The 21,154-nt window shown below is 53.9% G+C and carries 18 protein-coding genes and 1 tRNA gene; 14 read left to right on the forward strand and 5 right to left on the reverse strand.

Features of this window, described 5'->3' with window-relative positions; translation table 11 throughout:
• The first annotated feature begins 49 nt into the window (after positions 1–49).
• Complete coding sequence (locus tag ACP7BS_RS06670) at positions 50–1,462, forward strand: DHA2 family efflux MFS transporter permease subunit (RefSeq protein ID WP_426237110.1); 1,413 nt, start codon at positions 50–52, stop codon at positions 1,460–1,462.
• A gap of 12 nt (positions 1,463–1,474) precedes the next feature.
• Here the strand turns inward: ACP7BS_RS06670 and ACP7BS_RS06675 are convergent, their stop codons facing one another.
• Genes ACP7BS_RS06675 through ACP7BS_RS06685 form a run of 3 tightly spaced genes read right to left on the reverse strand, consistent with a single transcriptional unit; the run spans position 1,475 to position 4,245 of the window.
• Positions 1,475–1,858, reverse strand: coding sequence for a VOC family protein (locus tag ACP7BS_RS06675; protein ID WP_426237112.1), 384 nt, complete (start codon positions 1,856–1,858; stop codon positions 1,475–1,477).
• 3 nt (positions 1,859–1,861) lie between these two features.
• Positions 1,862–2,641 (reverse strand): RlmE family RNA methyltransferase, encoded by a 780-nt coding sequence (locus tag ACP7BS_RS06680; RefSeq protein WP_113316614.1) that lies wholly within the window; start codon positions 2,639–2,641, stop codon positions 1,862–1,864.
• On the reverse strand, positions 2,638–4,245 hold the full coding sequence (locus tag ACP7BS_RS06685) for a Ppx/GppA phosphatase family protein (RefSeq protein ID WP_426237114.1): 1,608 nt from the start codon (positions 4,243–4,245) through the stop codon (positions 2,638–2,640). Before ACP7BS_RS06685 ends, ACP7BS_RS06680 begins: the two co-directional genes overlap by 4 nt.
• Positions 4,246–4,508: 263 nt before the next feature.
• Between ACP7BS_RS06685 and ACP7BS_RS06690 the strand changes: the two genes are divergently transcribed.
• Together ACP7BS_RS06690 and ACP7BS_RS06695 are read left to right on the forward strand one after the other, a co-directional pair.
• Positions 4,509–4,582 (forward strand) — tRNA-Gln (locus tag ACP7BS_RS06690).
• Positions 4,583–4,671: 89 nt separating this feature from the next.
• Positions 4,672–6,417, forward strand: a complete 1,746-nt coding sequence (locus tag ACP7BS_RS06695; protein WP_426237116.1) for a DUF6538 domain-containing protein — start codon at positions 4,672–4,674, stop codon at positions 6,415–6,417.
• 284 nt (positions 6,418–6,701) lie between these two features.
• Here ACP7BS_RS06695 and ACP7BS_RS06700 read toward each other — a convergent pair whose 3' ends face one another.
• Positions 6,702–7,250 (reverse strand): recombinase family protein, encoded by a 549-nt coding sequence (locus ACP7BS_RS06700; RefSeq protein WP_426237118.1) that lies wholly within the window; start codon positions 7,248–7,250, stop codon positions 6,702–6,704.
• A gap of 879 nt (positions 7,251–8,129) precedes the next feature.
• On the opposite strand from ACP7BS_RS06700, the gene ACP7BS_RS06705 reads away from it, so the two are divergent.
• The 6 genes from ACP7BS_RS06705 (at position 8,130) to ACP7BS_RS06730 (ending at position 12,807) form a co-directional block, all read left to right on the forward strand.
• Positions 8,130–8,465: a hypothetical protein gene (locus tag ACP7BS_RS06705; protein WP_426237120.1), complete on the forward strand. Its 336-nt coding sequence runs from the start codon at positions 8,130–8,132 to the stop codon at positions 8,463–8,465.
• Between the two features lie 215 nt (positions 8,466–8,680).
• Positions 8,681–9,484: a helix-turn-helix domain-containing protein gene (locus ACP7BS_RS06710; protein ID WP_426237122.1), complete on the forward strand. Its 804-nt coding sequence runs from the start codon at positions 8,681–8,683 to the stop codon at positions 9,482–9,484.
• A 184-nt stretch (positions 9,485–9,668) separates the two neighbouring features.
• Entirely contained in the window at positions 9,669–10,001 is a 333-nt protein-coding gene (locus ACP7BS_RS06715) for a hypothetical protein (RefSeq protein ID WP_426237124.1), read from the forward strand.
• Positions 9,998–10,894, forward strand: coding sequence for a hypothetical protein (locus ACP7BS_RS06720; protein WP_426237126.1), 897 nt, complete (start codon positions 9,998–10,000; stop codon positions 10,892–10,894). Before ACP7BS_RS06715 ends, ACP7BS_RS06720 begins: the two co-directional genes overlap by 4 nt.
• Positions 10,895–11,193: 299 nt before the next feature.
• Positions 11,194–11,559: a hypothetical protein gene (locus ACP7BS_RS06725; protein WP_426237128.1), complete on the forward strand. Its 366-nt coding sequence runs from the start codon at positions 11,194–11,196 to the stop codon at positions 11,557–11,559.
• Between the two features lie 9 nt (positions 11,560–11,568).
• Positions 11,569–12,807: a plasmid recombination protein gene (locus ACP7BS_RS06730; protein WP_426237130.1), complete on the forward strand. Its 1,239-nt coding sequence runs from the start codon at positions 11,569–11,571 to the stop codon at positions 12,805–12,807.
• A 207-nt stretch (positions 12,808–13,014) separates the two neighbouring features.
• Here the strand turns inward: ACP7BS_RS06730 and ACP7BS_RS06735 are convergent, their stop codons facing one another.
• The gene (locus tag ACP7BS_RS06735; protein WP_426237132.1) at positions 13,015–13,767 is read right to left on the reverse strand and encodes a hypothetical protein; all 753 of its coding nucleotides are present in this window, start codon (positions 13,765–13,767) and stop codon (positions 13,015–13,017) included.
• 202 nt (positions 13,768–13,969) lie between these two features.
• On the opposite strand from ACP7BS_RS06735, the gene mads1 reads away from it, so the two are divergent.
• The 5 genes from mads1 to ACP7BS_RS06760 are packed head-to-tail and all read left to right on the forward strand — an operon-like array spanning position 13,970 to position 21,146.
• Positions 13,970–14,146 carry a methylation-associated defense system helix-turn-helix domain-containing protein MAD1 gene (gene mads1 / locus ACP7BS_RS06740; RefSeq protein ID WP_113102180.1) on the forward strand — a complete coding sequence of 59 codons (177 nt, stop codon included), beginning with the start codon at positions 13,970–13,972 and terminating at the stop codon, positions 14,144–14,146.
• A gap of 14 nt (positions 14,147–14,160) precedes the next feature.
• Complete coding sequence (locus ACP7BS_RS06745) at positions 14,161–15,723, forward strand: type I restriction-modification system subunit M (protein ID WP_426237134.1); 1,563 nt, start codon at positions 14,161–14,163, stop codon at positions 15,721–15,723.
• A complete protein-coding gene (locus ACP7BS_RS06750; protein ID WP_426237136.1) occupies positions 15,720–16,871 on the forward strand; it encodes a restriction endonuclease subunit S in 1,152 nt (383 codons plus the stop codon). Before ACP7BS_RS06745 ends, ACP7BS_RS06750 begins: the two co-directional genes overlap by 4 nt.
• 2 nt (positions 16,872–16,873) lie before the next feature.
• Positions 16,874–18,052 carry an anticodon nuclease gene (locus tag ACP7BS_RS06755; protein WP_426237137.1) on the forward strand — a complete coding sequence of 393 codons (1,179 nt, stop codon included), beginning with the start codon at positions 16,874–16,876 and terminating at the stop codon, positions 18,050–18,052.
• Positions 18,045–21,146, forward strand: a complete 3,102-nt coding sequence (locus tag ACP7BS_RS06760) for a type I restriction endonuclease subunit R (protein ID WP_426237139.1) — start codon at positions 18,045–18,047, stop codon at positions 21,144–21,146. Before ACP7BS_RS06755 ends, ACP7BS_RS06760 begins: the two co-directional genes overlap by 8 nt.
• The last annotated feature ends 8 nt before the right edge of the window (positions 21,147–21,154 follow it).

The raw sequence follows: 21,154 nt of genomic DNA on the forward strand, positions 1-21,154 counted from the left end.
GAAAGTTCCATGTTCCCGACGCTCCGCCCCACCGCGCAAGGCCGTTCGCATGAATCGCATCGTTCCGATGATCCTCGCCGTCGCTCTGTTCATGGAGCAGATGGACTCCACCGTCATTGCCACATCGCTGCCGGCGATCGCCCATGACCTCGGCGTCGGGCCGATCACGCTGAAGCTGGCGCTGACGTCCTACATGGTATCGCTGGCGATCTTCATTCCCTTGAGCGGCTGGATGGCCGACCGGTTCGGCGCCAAGCGCATTTTTCGCGCGGCCATTCTCGTATTCGTCTTCGGCTCGATCCTTTGTGCCGTCGCCGACAGCGTGCTTGCCTTCGTCGTTTCGCGCTTTCTGCAGGGCATGGGCGGGGCGATGATGACGCCGGTTGCCCGCCTCGTCCTGGTGCGCTCGACGCAGCGCAGCGAACTGGTCGGCGCCATGGCGCTGCTCACCATTCCCGCCCTCGTCGGGCCACTCGCCGGACCGCCGCTCGGCGGCTTCATCACCACCTATTTCTCCTGGCACTGGATCTTTCTGATCAACGTGCCGGTCGGGATCATCGGCTATATCCTGTCGGGCATCTACCTGCCGGAGATCAAGAGCGATGCGCCGCCGCCGATCGATATCAAGGGCTTTTTCCTGAGCGCCATCGCCGCCTCGGGCACGATGTTCGGACTGTCGGTGATGAGCCTGCCGGTACTGCCACCGCAGATCGGCGCCGCCGCCGTCGTCATCGGCATCATCTGCGGCTTCCTTTATGTCCGCCACGCGCGGCGCCACCCTGCCCCGCTGCTCGATCTCAACCTGTTCAAGGATAGCGCGTTTCGCGCCGCTGCGATCGGCGGCACGCTGTTTCGCATCTCGATCGGTGCGGTGCCTTTCCTGATGCCGTTGATGCTGCAGGTCGGCTTTGGCCTGACGCCATTCCAATCCGGCATGATCACCTTCGTCGGCGCCGTCGGGGCGCTGACGACGAAATTCTTTGCCAAGCGCGTGCTGATCTTTGCGGGCTTTCGCACAACGCTGATCTTTGCCTGCATCGCCGGCACGATCCTGACGTTCGTCAACGGCCTTTTCACACCGGCAACGCCTTACATCGTGATGATGTTCATCCTGCTGCTCGCCGGTTTTGCCCGCTCGTTCTTCTTCACCAGCGTCAATGCACTGGCCTTCGCCGATATCCCGGATTCGATGGCGAGCAAGGCCACATCGATGACCGCCGTGCTGCAGCAGATGAGCCTGGCGCTCGGCGTTGCCGTTGCCGGCGCCATCCTGGAAATCGAAACGACGCTGACGGGATCGAAGCTGGAGCTGGGCGATTTCCAGCTCGCCTTCATGCTGATCTCGGCGATCACCCTGACGGCGATCATTCCGCTGATCGGCATGTCGAAAACAGCCGGCGCATCGGTCTCCGGTCACCGGATGCGAACCGATCCGGAGACTGAGACAATCAGCGTCAAGTAAGTTGGGACCGGCCTATTGCGGCCGCTCGCAGACGGCCGACAGCTTGTTGCCATCAGGATCGCGGACAAAGGCCGCGTAGAAATTCGCGTGAAATGGCCGTAAGCCCGGCGCGCCCTCGTCGGTGCCGCCATTGGCAAGGGCTGCCTGATAGAAAGCATCAACCACGGCGCGGCTTTCCGCTTCGAGCGCAACCATCGAGCCATTGCCGATCGTCGCAGGCTTGCGGTCATAGGGCGTGACGACCCATAGGCGGCAGCGGCTGTCGCTCTCCGCCCCGTAACCGATTTCGACATCGTCCTGCTTGCGGCGTTTCAAACCCAGCGGAGCGAGCGCTGCGTCATAAAACAGCTGCGCCCGGTCCAGATCATTGGTGCCGATGGTGAGGTAGAGAAGCATCGCTTAATCGGCCTCGACCGAATCCCGCTCATCCACCACTTCGCGCTCGTCAATCTCGGTCTCACTGTCATAGAGTGAGCGGGCGCCGGGCTTGCGGCCCTTGAAACCCTTGGCGAGCAGGAACATCTCAACCGATTCCGCCCGCGAGGCCGCCGGTTTCACATGGATGACCTGCTTGAAGTTCTGCTTCAGCAGGGTCAAAAGCTCGCGCTCGGCACCGCCCTGGAATGTCTTTGCCAGAAAATGCCCGCCTTCGCCGAGAACGTCGATGGCGAAATAGGCCGCGACCTCGCAGAGATGCATGGTGCGGATATGGTCGGTCTGGCGATGGCCCGTTGTCGGCGCCGCCATGTCCGACAACACCAGATCCGGTGTGCCACCCAGTGCCGTCATCAGCTTTTCCGGTGCGGTCGGGTCAAGGAAGTCCAGCTGCAGGATATGCACACCGGCCAGCGGATCGAGCTCGAGAAAATCGATCGCCACGACCTTCGGATCGCTATCGGTCGAGTTCGTCACCTTGGCGGCGATCTGCGACCAGCTGCCCGGCGCAGCACCCAGATCGATGATGCGCTTGGCACCGGTGAGGATCTTGTGCTTCTCGTCGATCTCCAGAAGCTTGAACGCCGCACGGGCGCGATAGCCTTCGAGCTGGGCGCGCTGCACATAGGGATCGTTGATATGCCGCTCGATCCAGCGCCGCGACGACGCCTTCAGCTTGCCCTTCTTGACCTTCTGGCCAAGCTTGCGCCCGGTGCGGTTTCCGCCGATCGGGGGTTTTGTCATTGTGAGTTTCCTTCGTGGGAACCGTACTGCATGCCGCGCGGATGGCGGCGGGCGCGTCCGCGCCGCCAGACACCATCATCGGCCATCATATCGGTCAAAAGCCCCTCGCGCAGGCCGCGATCGGCGACGCGCATGCGCTCCGATGGCCAGCGGCGGCGAATGGCTTCAAGAATGGCGCATCCGGCCAGAACCAGATCGGCCCGGTCCGGCCCGATGCAGGGATTGGCGGCGCGGGCGGTGAAATCCCAGGACAACAGACGCGCCTGCATCGCCGAGACCTCGTCGTCCGACAGCCAGAGGCCATCGACCTTGCGGCGATCGTAACGCGGCAGATCGAGATGCACGCCGGCCAGCGTCGTCACCGTGCCGGAGGTGCCGATCAGGTGAAAGCCGTTCTCGTCGCCGGGATTGTCGAGCGTGTGGATGGCCGGGCAATCGAAATTGGACAGCATGCCCTGAACCTCGACCACCATCGCCTCGAAGCTTTCCGGCGAGACGTCCTGGCCGCCATGACGCTCCGACAGCGTCACGACGCCGACCGGCAGCGATGTCCAATGGGTGATGTGATTGGCAAGGCGGCTCGACCGGGTTTCGCCGATCTTGATGACGGCGATTTCCGAGGAACCACCGCCGATATCGAACAGAACCACCGATTTGGTTTCGCGCCCGACCAGCGACGAGCAGCCGGAGACGGCAAGCCGTGCCTCGGTTTCGCGGTTGATGATCTCAAGTTCCAGACCGGTTTCGGCCAGAACGCGCTCAAGAAAAGCCTCGCCGTTTTCGGCGGCACGGGCGGCCTCGGTGGCAATCAGCCGGGTCTTGCGGATGTCGCGGGTCTTCAGCTTGGCGGCGCAGACTTTCAGGGCCTCGATCGAGCGGTCCATCGCTTCCTGCGACAGGCGGCCGGACGCACCGAGCCCTTCGCCGAGCCGGACAATGCGCGAAAACGCATCGACGACACGAAACTGGCCCGGACGGGTCGGCTGCGCAATCAACAGCCGGCAATTGTTGGTGCCGAGATCGAGCGCCGCATAAAGCGGCGAGCCCGAATCGGAGCCATGCAGAAAGGACTGGCCATTGCCACGCCGGTCGTGACCGTTGTTTGCTGAACCATGAAAGCCGGACGGCGGGCGTTCTTCGACCCGCGCGCTGGCGGCGGAAGGTTGCGACGGCTGCTGTTTTGCGGCGTCGCTGACGGGCCGCGGCTTTTCGGTAGCCGCAAGCGGGCGCCCCTGCAGGCTGCGGCGCTGCCGGCTCTTATTGCTGCGTTTGCGGCTGGAATTGTCTGCGCCTGGTACAGCGGCCGCCTTCGGACCAGCCGCCTCGGCCATTGCACCGGAGGCAACGGAAGGCTGTGCCTGACCGGATTTGGAACGGCGCCTGCGTTTACGCTTGCGCACCGGTTCTCCGGTTGCATCTGTCACTTCGGGACGCCGTGTTTCTCCGTTACCAACGGGGGAACTGGCATTCGCAGAGGCTGCGCGCGACGGTTTTCCCCGCCTGCGCTTGCCTTTGCCGGAACGAGGTACTGACTGCCCATCGTTGCGGTCTGCTGCCGACGCCCCGGAAACGGACGGCTGTTCGCCGTTGTCGGGGTCTCTCACGTGTCTGTCCATTGCGCCGCGCGGAACGATAGCCGCTCAAGGCGCTCTCTTGATTTTCGTTGGATGGACTTTACCAGCGCCGTCCCAATTCGCCAAATTCTTTTTGCACAGCGTCAAGGATCGCCATCCGCCCACTTCGCACGGCCACCCTCGCGAGTTTTTACCGGGGCTTGCGGATTTTTTGCCAAAATCTATTGCATCCCCCGATCTTTTGTTTATAAGCCCGCTTCACCGGCTGGGCACAAACATCGCCCACGCAGTTTTGGGGAATAGGTTAACGGTAGACCCACGGACTCTGACTCCGTTAGTCCTGGTTCGAATCCAGGTTCCCCAGCCAAAAACATTGTTTTAATTCAATAATTTATGCCGATCTCGTCAGTGTTGGGGATTACCCCACATTGCACCCCCACATAGGGCGCATTGACGATGTCTAGTTATCTTCGACGTGAAGCTGATTCATTCGTGTTTAGGCGGCGCGTTCCTCCGCACCTTCAGGCTCGGCTTCGACGGAAAGAGTTATACCGCTCGTTAAATACCACCATGCGAAGAATGGCCAAGTTACGAGCAGCTGAGCTGTTCATCCAGACGGAAGGGCTGTTTCGGATGCTTGAGGAAGAAGAGGACTACGTTCCCACAGACGAAGACATTCGCGCTGCAGTGCGCTGGAGCTTGAGCACAGAGGTCTGGCAGGAGCGTATCAAGAAATTGCAGTCAAGGACTCCGGGCTCACTCCGTGCGCATCATGCTGATCTTGCCCGCTCGCTTATGGTGAACGTCGAAACAGACGCTTTGTTCAAAGAGCGAGACGCCATGTACGTGGAGGCCCAATATGTTCTTGAAGACGCGGGCTTCACCGGGAACGGCAAGATCGTGGCAAGGACGGTCGAAGCAATGCTGCATGCGCTACAGGAGCATGTCGACAAACGCATGCAGGAGGTTTTCCGGCCTGAGGCTTCGACTTCACATTTGGTGACCGTTGAGGCCCCGATCAGTCCGACGGTGCGCGCCTCAGGGATTTCTTCAGCAAGGATATCCCAATTCCTGGCCGACTGGCAAAAGGACATTATCGCTGGTTATAACCACCATAATCCGCTGAAGGACGCAGATCAGTACCTTAAAACCGTAGAACTATTTATCGGCCTGATGGGCGATCTGCCACTCGACCAGATTACATTTGATGTCGCTAGTGAATTCCGTACGTTTATCCTAAGCATGCCTGCCACCCATGGGAAGGGCGCAGTAGTGTCTCCTAAAAAGGAACTTGCCCGCGCCGCTGCCAACGAGATGTTGCCGCGCGTCACGATGAAAACCGTCAAACGCCATTTTTCTGGTATGCGCTCTATCTGGAAATGGTTGACCTACAAAAAGCACGTTCCCGCGACGCTTCAACCATTTGCGGGGCACTCGTTCCCTGGAACAAAGAACAAGAAGTCCGCTCGCGACGACTGGTCGCGTGAGGACCTTCAGCGGCTGCTTACGTCGAGCGAGTACCGCAGTGCGCCAACATCCAGCGCCTTACACTGGTTGCCTTTGATCGCCCTCCACGGCGGCATGAGACTCGAAGAGATTTGCCGCCTGCGACCTGACGTCGACATCATTACCAGGGACGCAATACCCTGCTTCAACATCACGCCTCGTGAAGGGTGGGACCCAAAGACTGAAGCAGGAGCACGTATCATTCCCATCCATCCCTGGTTGATCAAACACGGCTTCATGAACTTCGTAAAGCTGCAGCGCACTCGTGCAGCAGGGCACCTTTTCTCGCCGCAACTGCCTGACAACGGTAAAAGCCTCAGTAAGGAATTTAGCCGCCACTTTTCAAAGATCAAAATAGCTTTGGGGGTGAGCGGGAAAACTTCGTTCCATTCGTTCCGGCATACATTTCGCACAGTGCTGGACTCCACCGACCTCAAAGACTCCCATATTAATGCGGTCATGGGCCACGAAGGTGGTGGAGGCGAAGGCGCAACTTATACGAAGCGCATCACAACAGCTAAGCTCAAGGAAGTTGTCGAAGCCTTTCAGTCACCTCTGGACCTAGCGTTTCTTGAGGTTGCGGACACAAGCGCCCCTCCCCCCGCACCGATAGCTCGGATAAAGAAGAGGAAGCTGACCCCGCCGCTTTTAGCCGCGAACGGAAAAATCTTGAGGCCGAGCGTCAAGCGGCAGTAAACCACGTTTGCATTGATCTCGACGACAGGTAGGGGTTGACGGCCTGCGCGGCGGCATAGGCTCTTGTACCGTCTTGGCCAGCATGGCCATGGCGGTGACCGCAGGTCACAAAGAGCCGCCGCGCTGACCGTCACTGAGCGAGAAAGTTTCGCGACTATTCAGGAGGCCCGGTCGCCGTCGGCGATCAGATCGAGACAAGTGGCTTGATTTGAAGGGGTGGAGAATCGTCGTGAAAAGAGCGAGGCTACCCCTGCCGGATTTTCCGATTGCCGGTGCCTTGTTTTTCACGTCTGCATCACCCTGTATACGCTGGCGCGGCCAATTCCCAATAGTCGGGCGATTTCCGACGCACCCTTGCCTTCCTCCAGCAACACTCGAATACGCTTGGCGTCTATGGATGGCTTCCGGCCTTTGTAGACGCCTTCCGCCTTAGCCTTGGCGATGCCTTCGAGCTGGCGCTCCTTCCTGATCGCGGTTTCAAATTCTGCGAAAACGCCCAGCATCTGCAGGAACGCGCGGCCTGCTGCGGAAGAAGTGTCAATCGGCTGCTCGGTGGCCTTTAAAGCCACACCGCGCGTCTCTAGTTCTTTGACTATTGCGCCGAGGTCAGCAATCGAGCGCGCCAGCCGGTCAATGCGCGTAACAACTACGGTGTCGCCTGCTCGCATAAAATCTAAAAGCGTTCGTAACTCGTCTCGTCCGCCGGTCGATGTGCCGGACTTTTTCTCTGCACGGATGATCTTGCATCCTGCCGCCTTGAGAGCCGCCTCCTGAATGGCAAGGTCCTGGTCGTTTGTCGAAACGCGGGCGTATCCGTAAAGCTGTCCTATCATCGGCGATGTCTCAATTGACTCTAGATGCATACAGTTTGTTGTCTTAAAACTCGGAAGTAAACCCTATTGAGACGCGAAAAGTGTCTCGCAGAATTGTATTGCTTCAGTATACCTGACTAAGACACGCGGTTCTGGACGTGCGGTGACGCTAACCACCAAGACCACGAGACGGATATAATGAGGCAGATGTAGTTCACCTTAAGCTTGGAAAATGGGCCTTCTCAGGAGCTTGATGCAGGGCTGCGGCCACCTGAATAAATGGCGCAAAACACAAAAACGTATCGGTTCCAACCGGCTAGCATCTTACGAAGAGACGCAGACGGTACAGCGGTAGTCTCCGGGAACGGAGACGATCAGAATGGAACGACCTTTTGCAAGGCCTAACCAAGCTATTTTGGGCAAATCGAATTTATTTTCGTCTGCTCTTGCAGAAAATCTATTCCATACTAGAGACTGAACATCTGAAAAAGTATATTTTTCTAATCAAATAGTGAAAAGCCAACTCAAGAAGAATAGTATTCTATAGTAGTTCAAAAGCATAGCCGGTTCAAGCGATTTGCACCTAGCCAACTGAAAAATATATCCGTTGAATTTTTCGGAGCCTTGCACCAACTTCACCTTAACAACGGCGTCATTGCTGCTGTCATGGTCGGTCCCAGTCATAGGTGCTGTGGCAGATCGTCAGGCTTTCGGCCTGGAAATGCCCTGCGGCGAAGTCCGGTTACTTGTCCGGTTTTGTATCCGCACATGCTGAATAGTTCACTCCCTTGTCGCCGACAAGCTCTGGAGGGCGCGAACCCGCGCCCTTCATTTCACAACTCATTCTTCCAGGATTTTATGCCGAGGTCCCGGTTTGGCTCTAACAAAAAGGAAATACCCATGTCCTCTCTGCTTCTTTCATTTCGCGACTTTCGGAGCGGTCCAGCCGGGCGCATTTGCGCCAAGGGCGGGCTGAAGATCGGCCATCTCGACACGTGGCGGGACTTTACCAACGCGTTTAGCGACCTTGATTACAAGAAAAACGGGAAACTGCCAGACATTTTTTGTGCGCTGCCGGGGGGAACTGGCGACAGAGCCCTCGTGCAAGCGATCCTGCACGCTGCAGACTATTCTCATATCGCCGACGGGATTGAAGGCGGAACTTGGAGCCGTCTGCAATATGTCGTCGGCGACTATGCGGAAGCCGTAGCTGCCGCCATCTTGCGACGCGGTTGAGGTGAGCATGCACAATATTGCGAATTTCTTGCGGTCGATAGGCAGTCTCAATCAACGCCTTGGCGAGCGGGTGTCCACTGTTGTCAAAGTAGCGTTGGCCGTGAACCCCGGCGAGGAACATTCATTTTGCGTAATGGATGGTCCGGTGTCCAATTTGAGCCCCCTCCAAACTGAGCATGCTGATCAAATTCATCATGGTCCCCGGAGAGGCCCACATGATTGAAAAAGATGGAATGTACACAATACCGGTGCTGCCGCGTCATATCGCGGAGCAGATTCGCGGCGTCCATAAATCGAAATGGCCTAGTGGCCTTAAGGCGGACTATGACCATTTCCATCGTCAGTTCACCAAGGCGAAGCACGAGTATCGCACTTGGATCGGGAAAGATCGTGATAGCCGTATGAGCAAAACCGCGAAGGTAATATCAAACTTCATGCTGGATTGCCTGAACGGCGATACCGGCCGCTGTGATCCGAGCTACCAGACCATCGCAGACGAGTTGGGGGTTGGCGTCCGTACCGTTGAGCGGTGGGTTCCCCAGATTGCGGCTTCCGGCTGGATGGAAATCACCAGGCGCGGCAAAACCACCACAAATTTTTACCGCTGGCGGGTATCGAAACGAAAGGTTCATGCAATCCTCGATCATGTCGATGAACTGCGGGAGCAAAGACAAGAGCGTCGCGAGGCACGAAAGCACCCCATCTTTCCTCAGAATGAACCGCCGGAAGTGGCGAGTTACATGCCCTTGGACCCGTCGGTAATGACGGATCATGAACCGTCAAGACGGGCGGCTCATGATCCGCCAGAAGGGGCGGACAAATCTGTGAAAGGAACGTTGGAAGATGAACCAGGGAACAAGACCTCTTGCTCTGGAGGTAAAGAGGATTCTCTGTACGGCCAGCGCACTAACATCAACAATCCCATAACCGCAAACCATGCTGCGAGGAATTGTCCCCTGGCTATGACCAGTAGCGGAGCCAATGCAGAACCGTCGCCTCCCACCGAGGACGGAGTCTGATCAAAGCCAAGCTCCGGCGCAATGTCGACAGGGCTAGAACATCATTGCACCGTCTGAACCGCCAGGAGCCCGCCTAGATGAGGAACATTCCGTTCCGCTGTCAGCACCTGACCGAATCCATTTCACCCCTGTCATGCCGTCTCTGGAAAGCCACAGACGTATATTTACTAAAGGAGCATCATTTATGCCTACACCGACCTTCAACATTCCTCCGATTAACAAGCCATCGGACCATCATCTACTCTTTCTGGTGATCTGGAAGGACGTCGAGGCGCAGTTTCGTGATCAGGTAAACTTAGCTGTCCATAAAATAGCTCTTGGTCATGCCTGGAAGCCAGAAAACCGCGCAGAGAAGCGCCAAGTGTTTTCCCAGAGTTATGCAGATTGGGCTAGAAACGCATTTTTGGGCACGCATGAAGAATTTGGTCAGCACAAAGGAGGGACTGAAAAATGGCCACCGCTCAAATTGGACATTCATTGGGTCTCTTCATTTTTGCCAAGTGAGGTGTGCGCATGATTGGCGTTCCACCATATGACCTCGATCAAGCCAGATTTACTCGGTTCTTAGCACTGTCCTGCTCAGGGCCAGTTGACCAGCGGGCACTACACCGCACTCTCGCAAAGCGTGTCGCCACGGCGGCAGGACTAACGTTCCTTGAGGCCGTCAGGTCCATTAGCCAGTTTAGTAAACGCCCCTCCTCGGAACTCCTGGAAGAATATCTCGATAGCGAGGAATACAAGGCGCTTGTGGCAGATCAGGAACGCATCGACCAGGATCGTCGTCGCGAACTGTTAAAGCTATATGGTGACGAAGACAGTGTGCTGCGGCCATCAAGCCTAGAGCGGGCCCTTCAAAAAGCAGTAAAAGGCTATCCTCCATCTGGCGGCCTTCCCGAACATTTCCGCTACGACGACCTCAGCGGGGAGCTGAAGACCTTATTTGGCAGCGTGTTTCCAGTTCACTCTACGCCAGCTTCCGCCATGTTCGAATTGATGGAATGGCATAGGGTCCACCGAAACCGACAGGCTTTCTTCTGCTACGACACCGAGTGGTGGATCGACGGGCGGAAGCGGATTCTTGAGAACATCGTCGATACCTACCCCGCCAGGTCTATCTATGATGTCCAGGCCCGCGTCCGGCTGTGGCAAATGCGGAGCAAGTCAGGTGCTTTTTTATCGCCTGACGATGAAGCATCTCTTCAAATGCGCCTGCTCGATGATCTTCGCTTGTTCGAACCTCGGCCAGCGCCGGAAACTCCGAAAGCTTCGCAGCCCTTTAAGGAGCGAATAGCAGAAGTCTGCCTGATGCTAAAAGAATACCCCGACCGCTCAAACCGAGCAATTGCGCGAAGGATCGGTGTATCTCCTCAGACAGTTGCTAACTGGCGAACTAAACTGAGAGAGGCCTGAGCATCTGCCGGGCCTCTGAAGGTGACCGCCCTCGCCGCCCTCCCGGCAGAAGGGTCTGCTTATGTCGTGAACATTTGTTTCAGCCGGAAGGCGGGGAGGGTCATGCCTGATGGCCTCCCCGGACACTGGGGGGCTGGCATCACTCCCTCGATGGAATTGTCTCCATGAAGTGGCCGATGATTGCTTGCAATGAGTAGTCGGTCACTACTAATTTCGGGTTCTTCCCATTTTTCCTGTTTCCGCCGATGGATTTTGGACTCATGCTCTAAGGATATTTTTCCTATCTTTGGAGCGAAGCGATGCAGGAACGTCAGACGCGTCAAATCATAGATCGCATAATTGAACTCGACGCGCGGCACATCGCCGTTGCCAGTTCCTTGCTGGCCGCAATGGCTATCGATGACCCCGAGGTCGCGCAAACTTGGCTTGATCTGACCGAAGGTGCGTCGAGTGACGGTATGGACCCACACGGCTTATTCATATTGCCCAGAGATGTTTTTGAGGCTCTACACTCTCATATCCGTTACGGCTACGCCGTTGAATGGCTCGCGAACTGGTCCCTCCAATCATTTCACCTGAAGAATGAGCTTGCCTCACGTCTACCGGGCGGATGGAGTGACATGGACAGCGTTCTGGCGACAGAACATAACCGCCGCACAGGCTGAGGTGATACGGTGGGTTACCAATTCGTACATCTCGAATCTTTTGCCCGTAAAGCCGACACCAAAGGGCGTTCCACCGATTTCATATTTGCGGAAGCAAGGCGAAAGCCGGAAGCATCCGTTCATGTCGAGAATCCGGCCCCGCCCGTCGTCGTGTACGGGGTCGATGTGGCGACGGTGCAGGACATGCATGACACTGCCGCCGCTGCCGCAACCATCGCCGTCAAGGGCGGTCATACTCGGAAGCTCGCAAAAGACAAAAAAACTCTGCACACGGTCGTTGCTTCATATCCGGCCACGATGGCCGAAATACGTGACGATCCAGTGAAACGAAAAGAAGCCAAAGAGTGGGAAAAGCGAACGATAAATTGGCTTCGTTCACAGTATGGAGACGATCTAAAGTCCGTTGTCAGGCACGAGGACGAGGAATACTTTCATATCCACGCCTATGTTGTACCGGTCGATGAGCCCGGTATGTCCGCCTTAAAATTCCATCCAGGCGTCATCGCGAAGCGTGCCGTAATGGACACCGGCAAGGACGGCGAGGATAGAAAAACTCTCTCGAAACGAGCAGATGGGGCATACAAGCAAGCAATGCGGGCATGGCAAGACAGCTACCATGAGGCTGTTGCGGTCCCTTGTGGATTGACGCGTCTTGGCCCACAGCGCCGCCGCCTGACGCGGGATGAGTGGCAACGTGAACAGGTACAAGCCCGATCATTGCAAAAGGTCGTACAGCGAGCACAGAAGGTCAAGGCGGACGGCGAAACCTTCATTGCGAAAACGAAGGCTGACGCCGCTACTGTCGCCGCCGACGCTGCCCGTCAACAGGAGGCAGCCCGCAAAGCGACAGCCGCTGCGCTGGCTGCTCAGGATCGAGCCAGAAAAGACCAAGAGCAAGCCCAATCAGCGATGGCCGATGCCGAACGATATTCCGGTTGGGCCGGTCGCTTGCGCGCAGTCTGGGATCGCCTGCGGAAGTCCTGCCTCATTGAAAAGGTTCGTGGGGAATTCGCTAGCGAAATCGACCGCTGGCGGAATGTCGCGCAGACAGCCGAGAGAAAGCAACTTGAGGCTGAGCGCCAGCGCTACGAAGCCGAAAGAAGGGCTTGTGAAGCACAGGATTCGGCCTTCCGGGCAGGCATCGAGCGCGACCGTCTGCGGTCGATCCTGACGCCTGCTGCTGATCCCGACGCGCCGGAGCGATCACCCAGCCCAAGGCTGGTTATGAAAACCGGTTTTCAGAAATAGGAAAACCGCAATTCATAAAGTGATATTGTCGCAACGGCTTTGATTACGTCCAGTGTGACCGCTGGCTGAAAGCGTCTGGTGGTCGCCAACTGCGGGTGGATTGGCCGCTGTCTCTGATCCTGTGCAGCCGAACGAGCCGGAGTTGCTAGGCTCAAGGAACAACGGGCATAATCTTTGACGATATAGATGGACGCGGAAGAGGAGTTCTCACGGTTCGAATTTATTATCGTCGTCGTCTGGTCTATTTGCTCTTTTCGCCTTCCCCGCGTCCAGGGCTTCTCTTTTCTTGCGTTCCTCCCACAAGATAGCTCGCTGCTGGAATGCCGCGATTATCTGCTGATCGCGATCTCCAAAACACCTGCGAAGATCACTAGGGTCGGTTGCATGTGCTTCGTGAAGATATGTGTGGACTTCGTGCGGCGTCAGAAGTTTAAGCGCTGCGAAGGCATCTTCTCGCCAGTATGGGGCAGTTAGCTCGGGCATGATTTGGCAGACGTAGGGGCGATGCCCCCAGAGCTGATACCGTTCAGGGAATAACTCGCGTTCTGGGTCGGCTTCCCACTCCGCTTTCATCTCGGCCTTGCGGCTGACCTTGATGCTGCGCTCATCCAGCATCCGATTCCATTGATCGCGGCTGTAGCCGTCACAGTAGTCGTCACTGCCGTGTCGTGGGGCAAAGTCGTTTGCCGGGTCAGGCGTCCAATCTAACGGACCTGGATCGGGATTAGACCAGTTTACATATGAGCCCTGAAATGCTGCCAAAATCGATTCCTGAATGGCAAGGATAGCCAGCAAGAGCAGCAGCAATATGCGTTGACGGCGCTTTCGAGCTTCCTCGATCTGGCGGCGCAAGCGTTCTATGCGCCTGCGGTATTCTTCTTCACGCAGCCGTCGTTCGCGGCGGCGTCGTTCTTCCTGTTTTTTGATTCTGGCTTTTTGGTTGAGCGTAAAGTGCTGCATGGCGATCTCCTTTGAGAAAGGATCGCCGCAAGTTCTGCAAGTCACAAATCCATCAAGTGATTGGGTCTCACAACGCAGCCCCTACAAACGAGGTAAGGAAAGCCTTGCACTGAACTGTTGAGCGCGCGCCGCACTTAAGGCTTGCGCTATCCCCATCTTCCATTATTTTCCTCACAGTTCCCCAATTTGGATTCGGGCTGCGATGTCGGACGATGAAATTCTTACGATCAAAGAGCTGGCCAGCTATTTGAAAATTGCTGAAAAGACGGCTTATCGCTTTGTGTCGGAGGGCCGTATTCCAGGGTTCAAGGTTGGCGGGTCTTGGCGTTTTCGCAGATCAGAAATTGAACGTTGGATCGCTGAGCAAGAGCAGAAATAAAAGGAAAAGAGAGCATGACGAGCGCCGAACAACGTGCCGAGCTACAACGCCGAATCTGGCAGATCGCCAACGAGGTGCGCGGTGCGGTCGATGGCTGGGACTTTAAGCAATATGTGCTTGGCACCCTTTTCTATCGTTTCGTCAGCGAGAATTTTGCCAGCTATATCGAAGCCGACGATGAAAGCATCAATTACGCCGAGCTGCCGGACAGCGTTATCACGCCTGAAATCAAGGACGATGCGGTCAAGACCAAGGGGTATTTCATTTACCCCAGCCAACTGTTTTCCAATGTCGCGAAAAACGTCAAAGACAATGAGAGCCTGAATACTGACCTGAAGAAGATTTTTGATGGAATTGAGGGGTCCGCGAGCGGCTACCCCTCAGAGGCTGACATCAAGGGCTTGTTCGCCGACTTTGACACGACAAGCAACCGCCTTGGCAACACAGTGAAAGATAAAAATTCCCGATTGGCAGCCGTCATCAAGGGCGTTGCGGAGCTGAAATTTGGCGAATTTCACGGCGACCAAATCGACCTTTTTGGTGATGCCTACGAATTTCTTATTTCGAACTACGCGGCCACTGCGGGCAAGTCTGGCGGCGAGTTTTTCACCCCACAACATGTTTCAAAGCTGATTGCGCGGCTCGCGATGCATAATCAAACGAGCGTGAACAAAATATATGACCCGGCATGTGGCTCAGGCTCTTTGCTACTGCAAGCGAAGAAGCACTTTGACGCGCATATTGTTGAGGAGGGTTTTTTCGGCCAGGAGATCAACCACACGACATACAATCTGGCCCGCATGAACATGTTCCTGCACAACATCAACTACGACAAGTTTGATATTCAGCTAGGCAATACACTTGAAAACCCTCATTTTGGCGACGAAAAGCCATTCGATGCGATTGTTTCCAACCCCCCCTATTCGGTGAGGTGGAAAGGTGATGACGATCCGACATTGATCAACGATGATCGTTTTGCTCCGGCAGGGGTACTTGCCCCAAAATCGAAGGCGGATTTCGCCTTCGTGCTGCATGCCCTCAGCTATCTATCGGCGAAAGGTCGTGCCGCAATTGTTTGCTTTCCCGGTATTTTTTATCGAGGCGGCGCAGAACAAAAAATCCGGCAATATCTCATCGACAATAACTTTGTGGAAAGCGTGATTTCACTGGCTCCCAATCTGTTTTACGGCACCACCATTGCCGTTAATATTCTGGTCCTGTCCAAACACAAGAGCGACACTAGCACGCAGTTTATTGATGCAAGTAGCCTATTCAAAAAAGGAATTAACAACAACTGGTTGACGGACAGCGATGACGAAGCCAATCCCGGCCACATTCAGCAAATTCTTTCGGTCTTCGATAGCAAAGAGGATGTTGAGCATTTTGCCAAATCCGTTCCTCTTGAAGCTATTAGAGCTAATGATTTTAGTCTTTCAGTTATTTCCTATGTGGAAGCCAAAGAAAACCGCGAAATCATAGATATTGACGAACTGAATACAGAAATAGAAATCAGGGTAGAAAAAATAGATAACTTGCGTGCGGAAATTGGAACCATCGTTGCAGAGATCGAAGCATGAGCGGACAGAGCTTTATGGAACAGCTGCTGGACGGTTCTACCGTGGACTGGTTGCCGTTGAAAAATGTGGTAGCAATTGAGCGTGGGAAACGACTTGTTAAAAGTCAGTTGGAAGAAACTGGGGATTTCGCTGTATTTCAGAACAGCATGACGCCACTCGGCTATTACCATGAAAGCAATGTTGAACCAGAATCTGTATTTATTATTTGCGCGGGGGCAGCTGGCGAAATCGGTTACAATGACTCCGGCTTCTGGGCAGCAGACGACGTTTATTTTTTTCGCCATTCAGAGAAAGTTTTAAGCAAATACTTATATCACTGGCTGCTAACTCAAAAAAAGAAAATATCGGGGCAAGTTCGTAGGGCCAGCATTCCGCGCCTTTCAAAGGCTGTTGTAGAACAGCTTGTTTTCCCCGTCCCATGCCCTGAAAATCCGACAAAATCGCTAGCGATCCAAGCGGAGATCGTGCGCATTTTGGACGCATTCAGCGCCCTCACCGCAGAGCTTACCAAAGAGCTTACTGCAGAGCTTAATGCTCGTAAGAAGCAATACAACTACTATTGCGCCAAGCTGCTGAGTTTTGAAAATGATGTCGTGGAGTGGAAGCCTTTAGATAGTCTCTGCAATTTTGTTTCGTCTGGAACAAATAAGAAGAGGTCCGCTGAAGGCAAGTACCCGGTTTTTGGATCAACAGGCGTGATTGCCAAAACAGACGAATATGTCCACGAGGGAAAACAAATACTCGTTGCTAGAGTTGGAGCCAATGCTGGCTATGTCCACATTGCGGATGGAAAATATGATGTTTCAGACAACACAATCATCGTCAATGTGAGAGAAAATTACAGCTTGAAGTTTATCTTCTACATCCTCACGGAAATGAACTTAAGGCAATATGCAAAGGGCGGAGGGCAACCGCTAATTACTTCAGGAGAGCTGAAGAAACTTAGAATCCCAATTCCTCATGCTGCGAATTATAAGAGATCGATTGCCGAACAAACCCGCATCGTCGACGTTCTCGACAAATTCAACGCCCTGACCACGTCAATCAACGAATGCTTGCCACGCGAAATTGAGCTGCGGCAGAAGCAATATGAATATTATCGCGATTTGCTGTTGAGCTTCCCGAAGCCTGAAGGGATGGCGGCATAGCGATGGGGAAAAAACTCGACGAAATCGCGGAAGAATTGAGGAACGCCAACAAAAAGGTGCAGTTGATCTATGCCTTTAATGGCACAGGGAAGACACGACTTTCACGGGAATTCAAGCGCCTGATTGCGCCAAGGAACGGCGATGCTGAAGACGAAGCGCCGGAGGAAAGGACCCGCACCAAAATCCTCTATTATAATGCTTTCACTGAGGACCTGTTTTTTTGGGACAATGACCTGGCCCAAGATGCGGAACCCAGACTAAAAATTCAGCCAAACTCTTTCACCGAATGGATTTTGAAGGACCAGGGGCAGGACCAGAACGTCATCACGGCTTTTCAGCGTTACGCGAACCAGAGGCTTACGCCACGCTTCAACGCGGAATATGAAATTGAAGGCGCTGACGGGCAAGAGATCACGGTCAAGGCTTTTTCGGAAATAACATTTTCCATTGAGACTGGCGGTTCCGACACCTCTGGAAATTTAAAAATCTCGAAAGGTGAAGAAAGCAATTTCATCTGGAGTATTTTTTACACGCTGCTAGATCAAGTGATTACGATCCTGAATGTCGCGGAAGTCGGCGAACGTGAAACAGATCAATTTAACCAGCTCGAATATGTCTTTATTGATGACCCTGTCAGCTCATTGGACGAAAACCATCTCATTGAATTGGCGGTCAGTCTGGCAGACTTGGTCAAATCCAGCCAATCCGGTCTGAAATTTCTCATCACCACGCACAGCCCGCTTTTTTACAATGTGCTGTTCAATGAGGTGAAGAGCAAGACCTGCTATCTGCTGGAGCGACTAGAAGATGGCAGTTTCGCCCTGACTGAAAAGCAGGGCGATTCGAACAAGAGTTTTTCCTATCATCTGTATCTGAAGCAGACACTTGAGAAGGCAATTGCCGAAAATCGGATCGAAAAATACCACTTCACCCTGTTGCGAAACCTCTACGAAAAAACTGCAAATTTCCTGGGGTATGCACAGTGGACCGACCTTTTGGACACCGCCCCAGGCGATAAGGATGGTTACTTAAAGCGCATTATGACCTTTAACAGCCATCGCACGCTATCCAACGAAGAGGTGGCAGAGCCGACAGAACCCGAAAAGCAAATCGTTAAGCTCTTGCTCGACAACTTGATCGCTAACTATGGCTTTTGGAAGCAGGAGAGAACGAATGGTTGAGCAAACCACGCCCATTGCGGAATCAAATCATTTTATCGTCCTGGATAGATATTCCAGGGAGTGGGAAGCCCGCGACAGCTATCAGAGCGAAGGCGATTTGGAGCGTGAGCTTATCCAGGATTTGCAATCTCAGGGCTACGATCTGGTAAAACTCAACACGCCTGCATCTCTCTTGGCCAATGTCCGCCAGCAATTGCAAACCTTGAACAATGTGAGCTTTGAGGATGGTGAATGGGTGCGGTTCGTAGAAACTTATCTGGACCGGCCCAGCGACACCGTCGCTGACAAAACCCGCAAAATTCACGACGACTACATCCACGATTTCGTCTTTGATGACGGCCATATCCAAAACATCTACCTACTCGACAAGAAGAACATTGCTCGCAACAAGGTGCAGGTGGTCAAGCAATTTGAGCAGACCGGCACACACGCCAATCGCTATGATGTGACCATTTTGGTAAATGGTCTGCCTATGGTGCAGATTGAGCTGAAAAAGCGTGGCGTTGCCATTCGCGAAGCCTTTAACCAACTACACCGCTACGGCAAGGAGAGCTTCAACAGCGAGCAATCGCTCTTCAAGTACCTTCAGCTTTTCGTTATATCGAACGGCACTGACACTCGCTATTTCGCGAACACTACACGCCGCGATAAGAACAGCTTTGACTTCACCATGAACTGGGCGAAGGCCGATAACGGGCTGATCAAAGACCTCAAGGACTTTACAACAACTTTTTTCCAAAAAGATACGTTGTTGAAAGTGCTGCTGCGTTATTCCGTCTTCGATGTGAGCGACACGCTGTTGGTGATGCGACCCTACCAGATTGCCGCTATCGAGCGCATTCTGTGGAAGATCAAAAGTTCGCACGAGGCCAAGAACTGGAGCAAGTCGGAAGGCGGCGGCTATATTTGGCACACGACCGGGTCGGGCAAAACGCTCACCAGCTTTAAGGCTGCACGTCTGGCAACCGAACTTGAGTTTATCGACAAGGTCTTTTTTGTCGTGGACAGAAAAGACCTCGATTATCAGACGATGAAGGAATACCAGCGCTTTTCACCGGATAGCGTAAATGGTTCCGACAGCACCGCCGGACTGAAGCGGAACCTGGATAAAGACGACAACAAGATAATCGTCACGACAATCCAGAAGCTCAACAACCTGATGAAGAGCGAAGGTGACCTACCCGTCTACGACAAAGAGGTGATTTTCATTTTTGATGAATGCCACCGGAGTCAATTCGGGGAAGCTCAGAAGAACTTGAAAAGAAAGTTTAGGCGCTTCTATCAGTTCGGCTTCACTGGGACACCGATCTTCGCCGGTGAAAACGCGCTAGGCGCTGAGGATACGAAGAGCGTGTTCGGGCATGAGCTGCATTCCTATGTTATTACCGATGCAATTCGTGATGAGAAAGTGCTGAAATTCAAGGTGGACTATAACGACGTCCGCCCACAGTTTAAGGTAATAGAGACCGAACAGGATGAGGAAAAACTAAACGCTGCTGAAAACAGAAAAGCGCTTCTGCACCCAGATCGCATCCGGGAAATCTCTCAATACATATTGAACAATTTTCGGCAGAAAACGCATCGCCTTCAAGGCGGCAATAGGGGGTTCAATGCCATGTTTGCGGTCAGCAGCGTTGACGCAGCTAAGCTTTACTATGAAACACTAACAAAGCTTCAGGCCGACAACGAAAAGCCGCTTAAAATTGCAACAATATTTTCCTACGCAGCCAACGAGGAACAGGACGCCGTCGGCGAGATTGCGGACGAAACTTTCGACGTTACTGCCATGAACAGCAGCGCCAAGGAATTTTTGGACGCCGCAATTGCCGACTACAATGGCGTTTTCAAAACCAATTTTAGTGTCGATGGAAATAGCTTCCAGAACTATTACCGTGACCTGGCAAAACGGGTTAAAGCCAAAGAGGTCGACTTATTGATTGTCGTCGGCATGTTCCTTACTGGCTTCGATGCCCCAACACTAAATACCCTATTTGTTGATAAAAATCTGCGGTATCACGGCCTGATCCAGGCTTACTCGCGCACCAACCGAATTTACGATGCAACCAAGACATTTGGAAACATCGTCACATTTCGCGACCTTGAGAAAGCCACCGCAGATGCCATCACCTTGTTTGGTAACAGCAGCACCAAGAACGTTGTTCTGGAAAAGAGCTACCACGAATACATGGAAGGCTTCACTGATCTGATTACCGGTGAGGCACGACGTGGTTTTGCCGATGTGGTGACAGAGTTGGAACAGCGATTCCCTAATCCTGACGAGATTGTCAAAGAGAGCGACAAGAAATACTTCGCCAAGCTGTTTGGCGAATATCTACGCGTCGAGAACGTGCTGCAAAACTACGATGAATTTGCAAGTTTGAAAGCCCTGCAGGATATCGACACAAGTGATGCCCAAGCCGTGGAAACCTTCAAAGCTGAGCATCATTTAGACGATCAAGATTTCGCCACACTGAATGCAATCAGGATTCCGGCCGAGCGAAAAATCCAGGATTACCGGTCGACCTACAACGACATCCGCGATTGGTTGCGCCGAGAAAAAGCGGCCAATGAGACAGACAAATCTACCGTCGATTGGGACGACGTAGTGTTTGAGGTGGACCTACTCAAGTCTCAAGAGATTAATCTCGACTACATTCTGGAACAGATTTTCGAAAACAACAAAAAGGTCAAGGACAAGGCCGCCCTTGTTGAGGATGTACGGCGCATCATCCGAGCCAGCATTGGCAACCGGGCAAAGGAAAGCCTTTTGGTCGATTTCATTAATCAAACCGATCTGGACAAGATTGGCGACAAGGCTACCGTCATTGATGCCTTTTTTACCTTTGCCCAAGCAGAGCAGCGGCGGGAGGCGGAAGAACTGATTTCCTCTGAGAATCTGAATGTCGACGCCGCAAAGCGCTACATCGCCACATCTATCAGACGCGAATTTGCGACCGACAACGGCACGGAACTAAACGCAATATTGCCGAAAATGAGCCCGCTCAACCCTCACTATCTGAGCAGGAAACAAAGCGTCTTCCAGAAAATTGCGATGTTTGTTGAAAAGTTTAAGGGTGTCGGGGGACAGATTTAGAGCCTCAG

This window comes from Pararhizobium sp. DWP1-1-3 (assembly GCF_049896125.1).
Taxonomy (GTDB): Bacteria; Pseudomonadota; Alphaproteobacteria; order Rhizobiales; family Rhizobiaceae; genus Pararhizobium.

Excerpts from the sequence above, each read along its gene's own strand:
- ACP7BS_RS06725 (WP_426237128.1), top strand. The coding sequence starts at position 11,194 with ATGCAGGAACGTCAGACGCGTCAAATCATAGATCGCATAATTGAACTC.
- ACP7BS_RS06715 (WP_426237124.1), top strand. The coding sequence starts at position 9,669 with ATGCCTACACCGACCTTCAACATTCCTCCGATTAACAAGCCATCGGAC.
- ACP7BS_RS06720 (WP_426237126.1), top strand. The coding sequence starts at position 9,998 with ATGATTGGCGTTCCACCATATGACCTCGATCAAGCCAGATTTACTCGG.
- ACP7BS_RS06745 (WP_426237134.1), top strand. The coding sequence starts at position 14,161 with ATGACGAGCGCCGAACAACGTGCCGAGCTACAACGCCGAATCTGGCAG.
- ACP7BS_RS06675 (WP_426237112.1), bottom strand. The coding sequence starts at position 1,858 with ATGCTTCTCTACCTCACCATCGGCACCAATGATCTGGACCGGGCGCAG.
- ACP7BS_RS06695 (WP_426237116.1), top strand. The coding sequence starts at position 4,672 with ATGTCTAGTTATCTTCGACGTGAAGCTGATTCATTCGTGTTTAGGCGG.
- ACP7BS_RS06670 (WP_426237110.1), top strand. The coding sequence starts at position 50 with ATGAATCGCATCGTTCCGATGATCCTCGCCGTCGCTCTGTTCATGGAG.
- ACP7BS_RS06760 (WP_426237139.1), top strand. The coding sequence starts at position 18,045 with ATGGTTGAGCAAACCACGCCCATTGCGGAATCAAATCATTTTATCGTC.
- ACP7BS_RS06710 (WP_426237122.1), top strand. The coding sequence starts at position 8,681 with ATGATTGAAAAAGATGGAATGTACACAATACCGGTGCTGCCGCGTCAT.
- ACP7BS_RS06750 (WP_426237136.1), top strand. The coding sequence starts at position 15,720 with ATGAGCGGACAGAGCTTTATGGAACAGCTGCTGGACGGTTCTACCGTG.
- ACP7BS_RS06680 (WP_113316614.1), bottom strand. The coding sequence starts at position 2,641 with ATGACAAAACCCCCGATCGGCGGAAACCGCACCGGGCGCAAGCTTGGC.
- mads1 (WP_113102180.1), top strand. The coding sequence starts at position 13,970 with ATGTCGGACGATGAAATTCTTACGATCAAAGAGCTGGCCAGCTATTTG.
- ACP7BS_RS06700 (WP_426237118.1), bottom strand. The coding sequence starts at position 7,250 with ATGATAGGACAGCTTTACGGATACGCCCGCGTTTCGACAAACGACCAG.
- ACP7BS_RS06705 (WP_426237120.1), top strand. The coding sequence starts at position 8,130 with ATGTCCTCTCTGCTTCTTTCATTTCGCGACTTTCGGAGCGGTCCAGCC.
- ACP7BS_RS06755 (WP_426237137.1), top strand. The coding sequence starts at position 16,874 with ATGGGGAAAAAACTCGACGAAATCGCGGAAGAATTGAGGAACGCCAAC.
- ACP7BS_RS06735 (WP_426237132.1), bottom strand. The coding sequence starts at position 13,767 with ATGCAGCACTTTACGCTCAACCAAAAAGCCAGAATCAAAAAACAGGAA.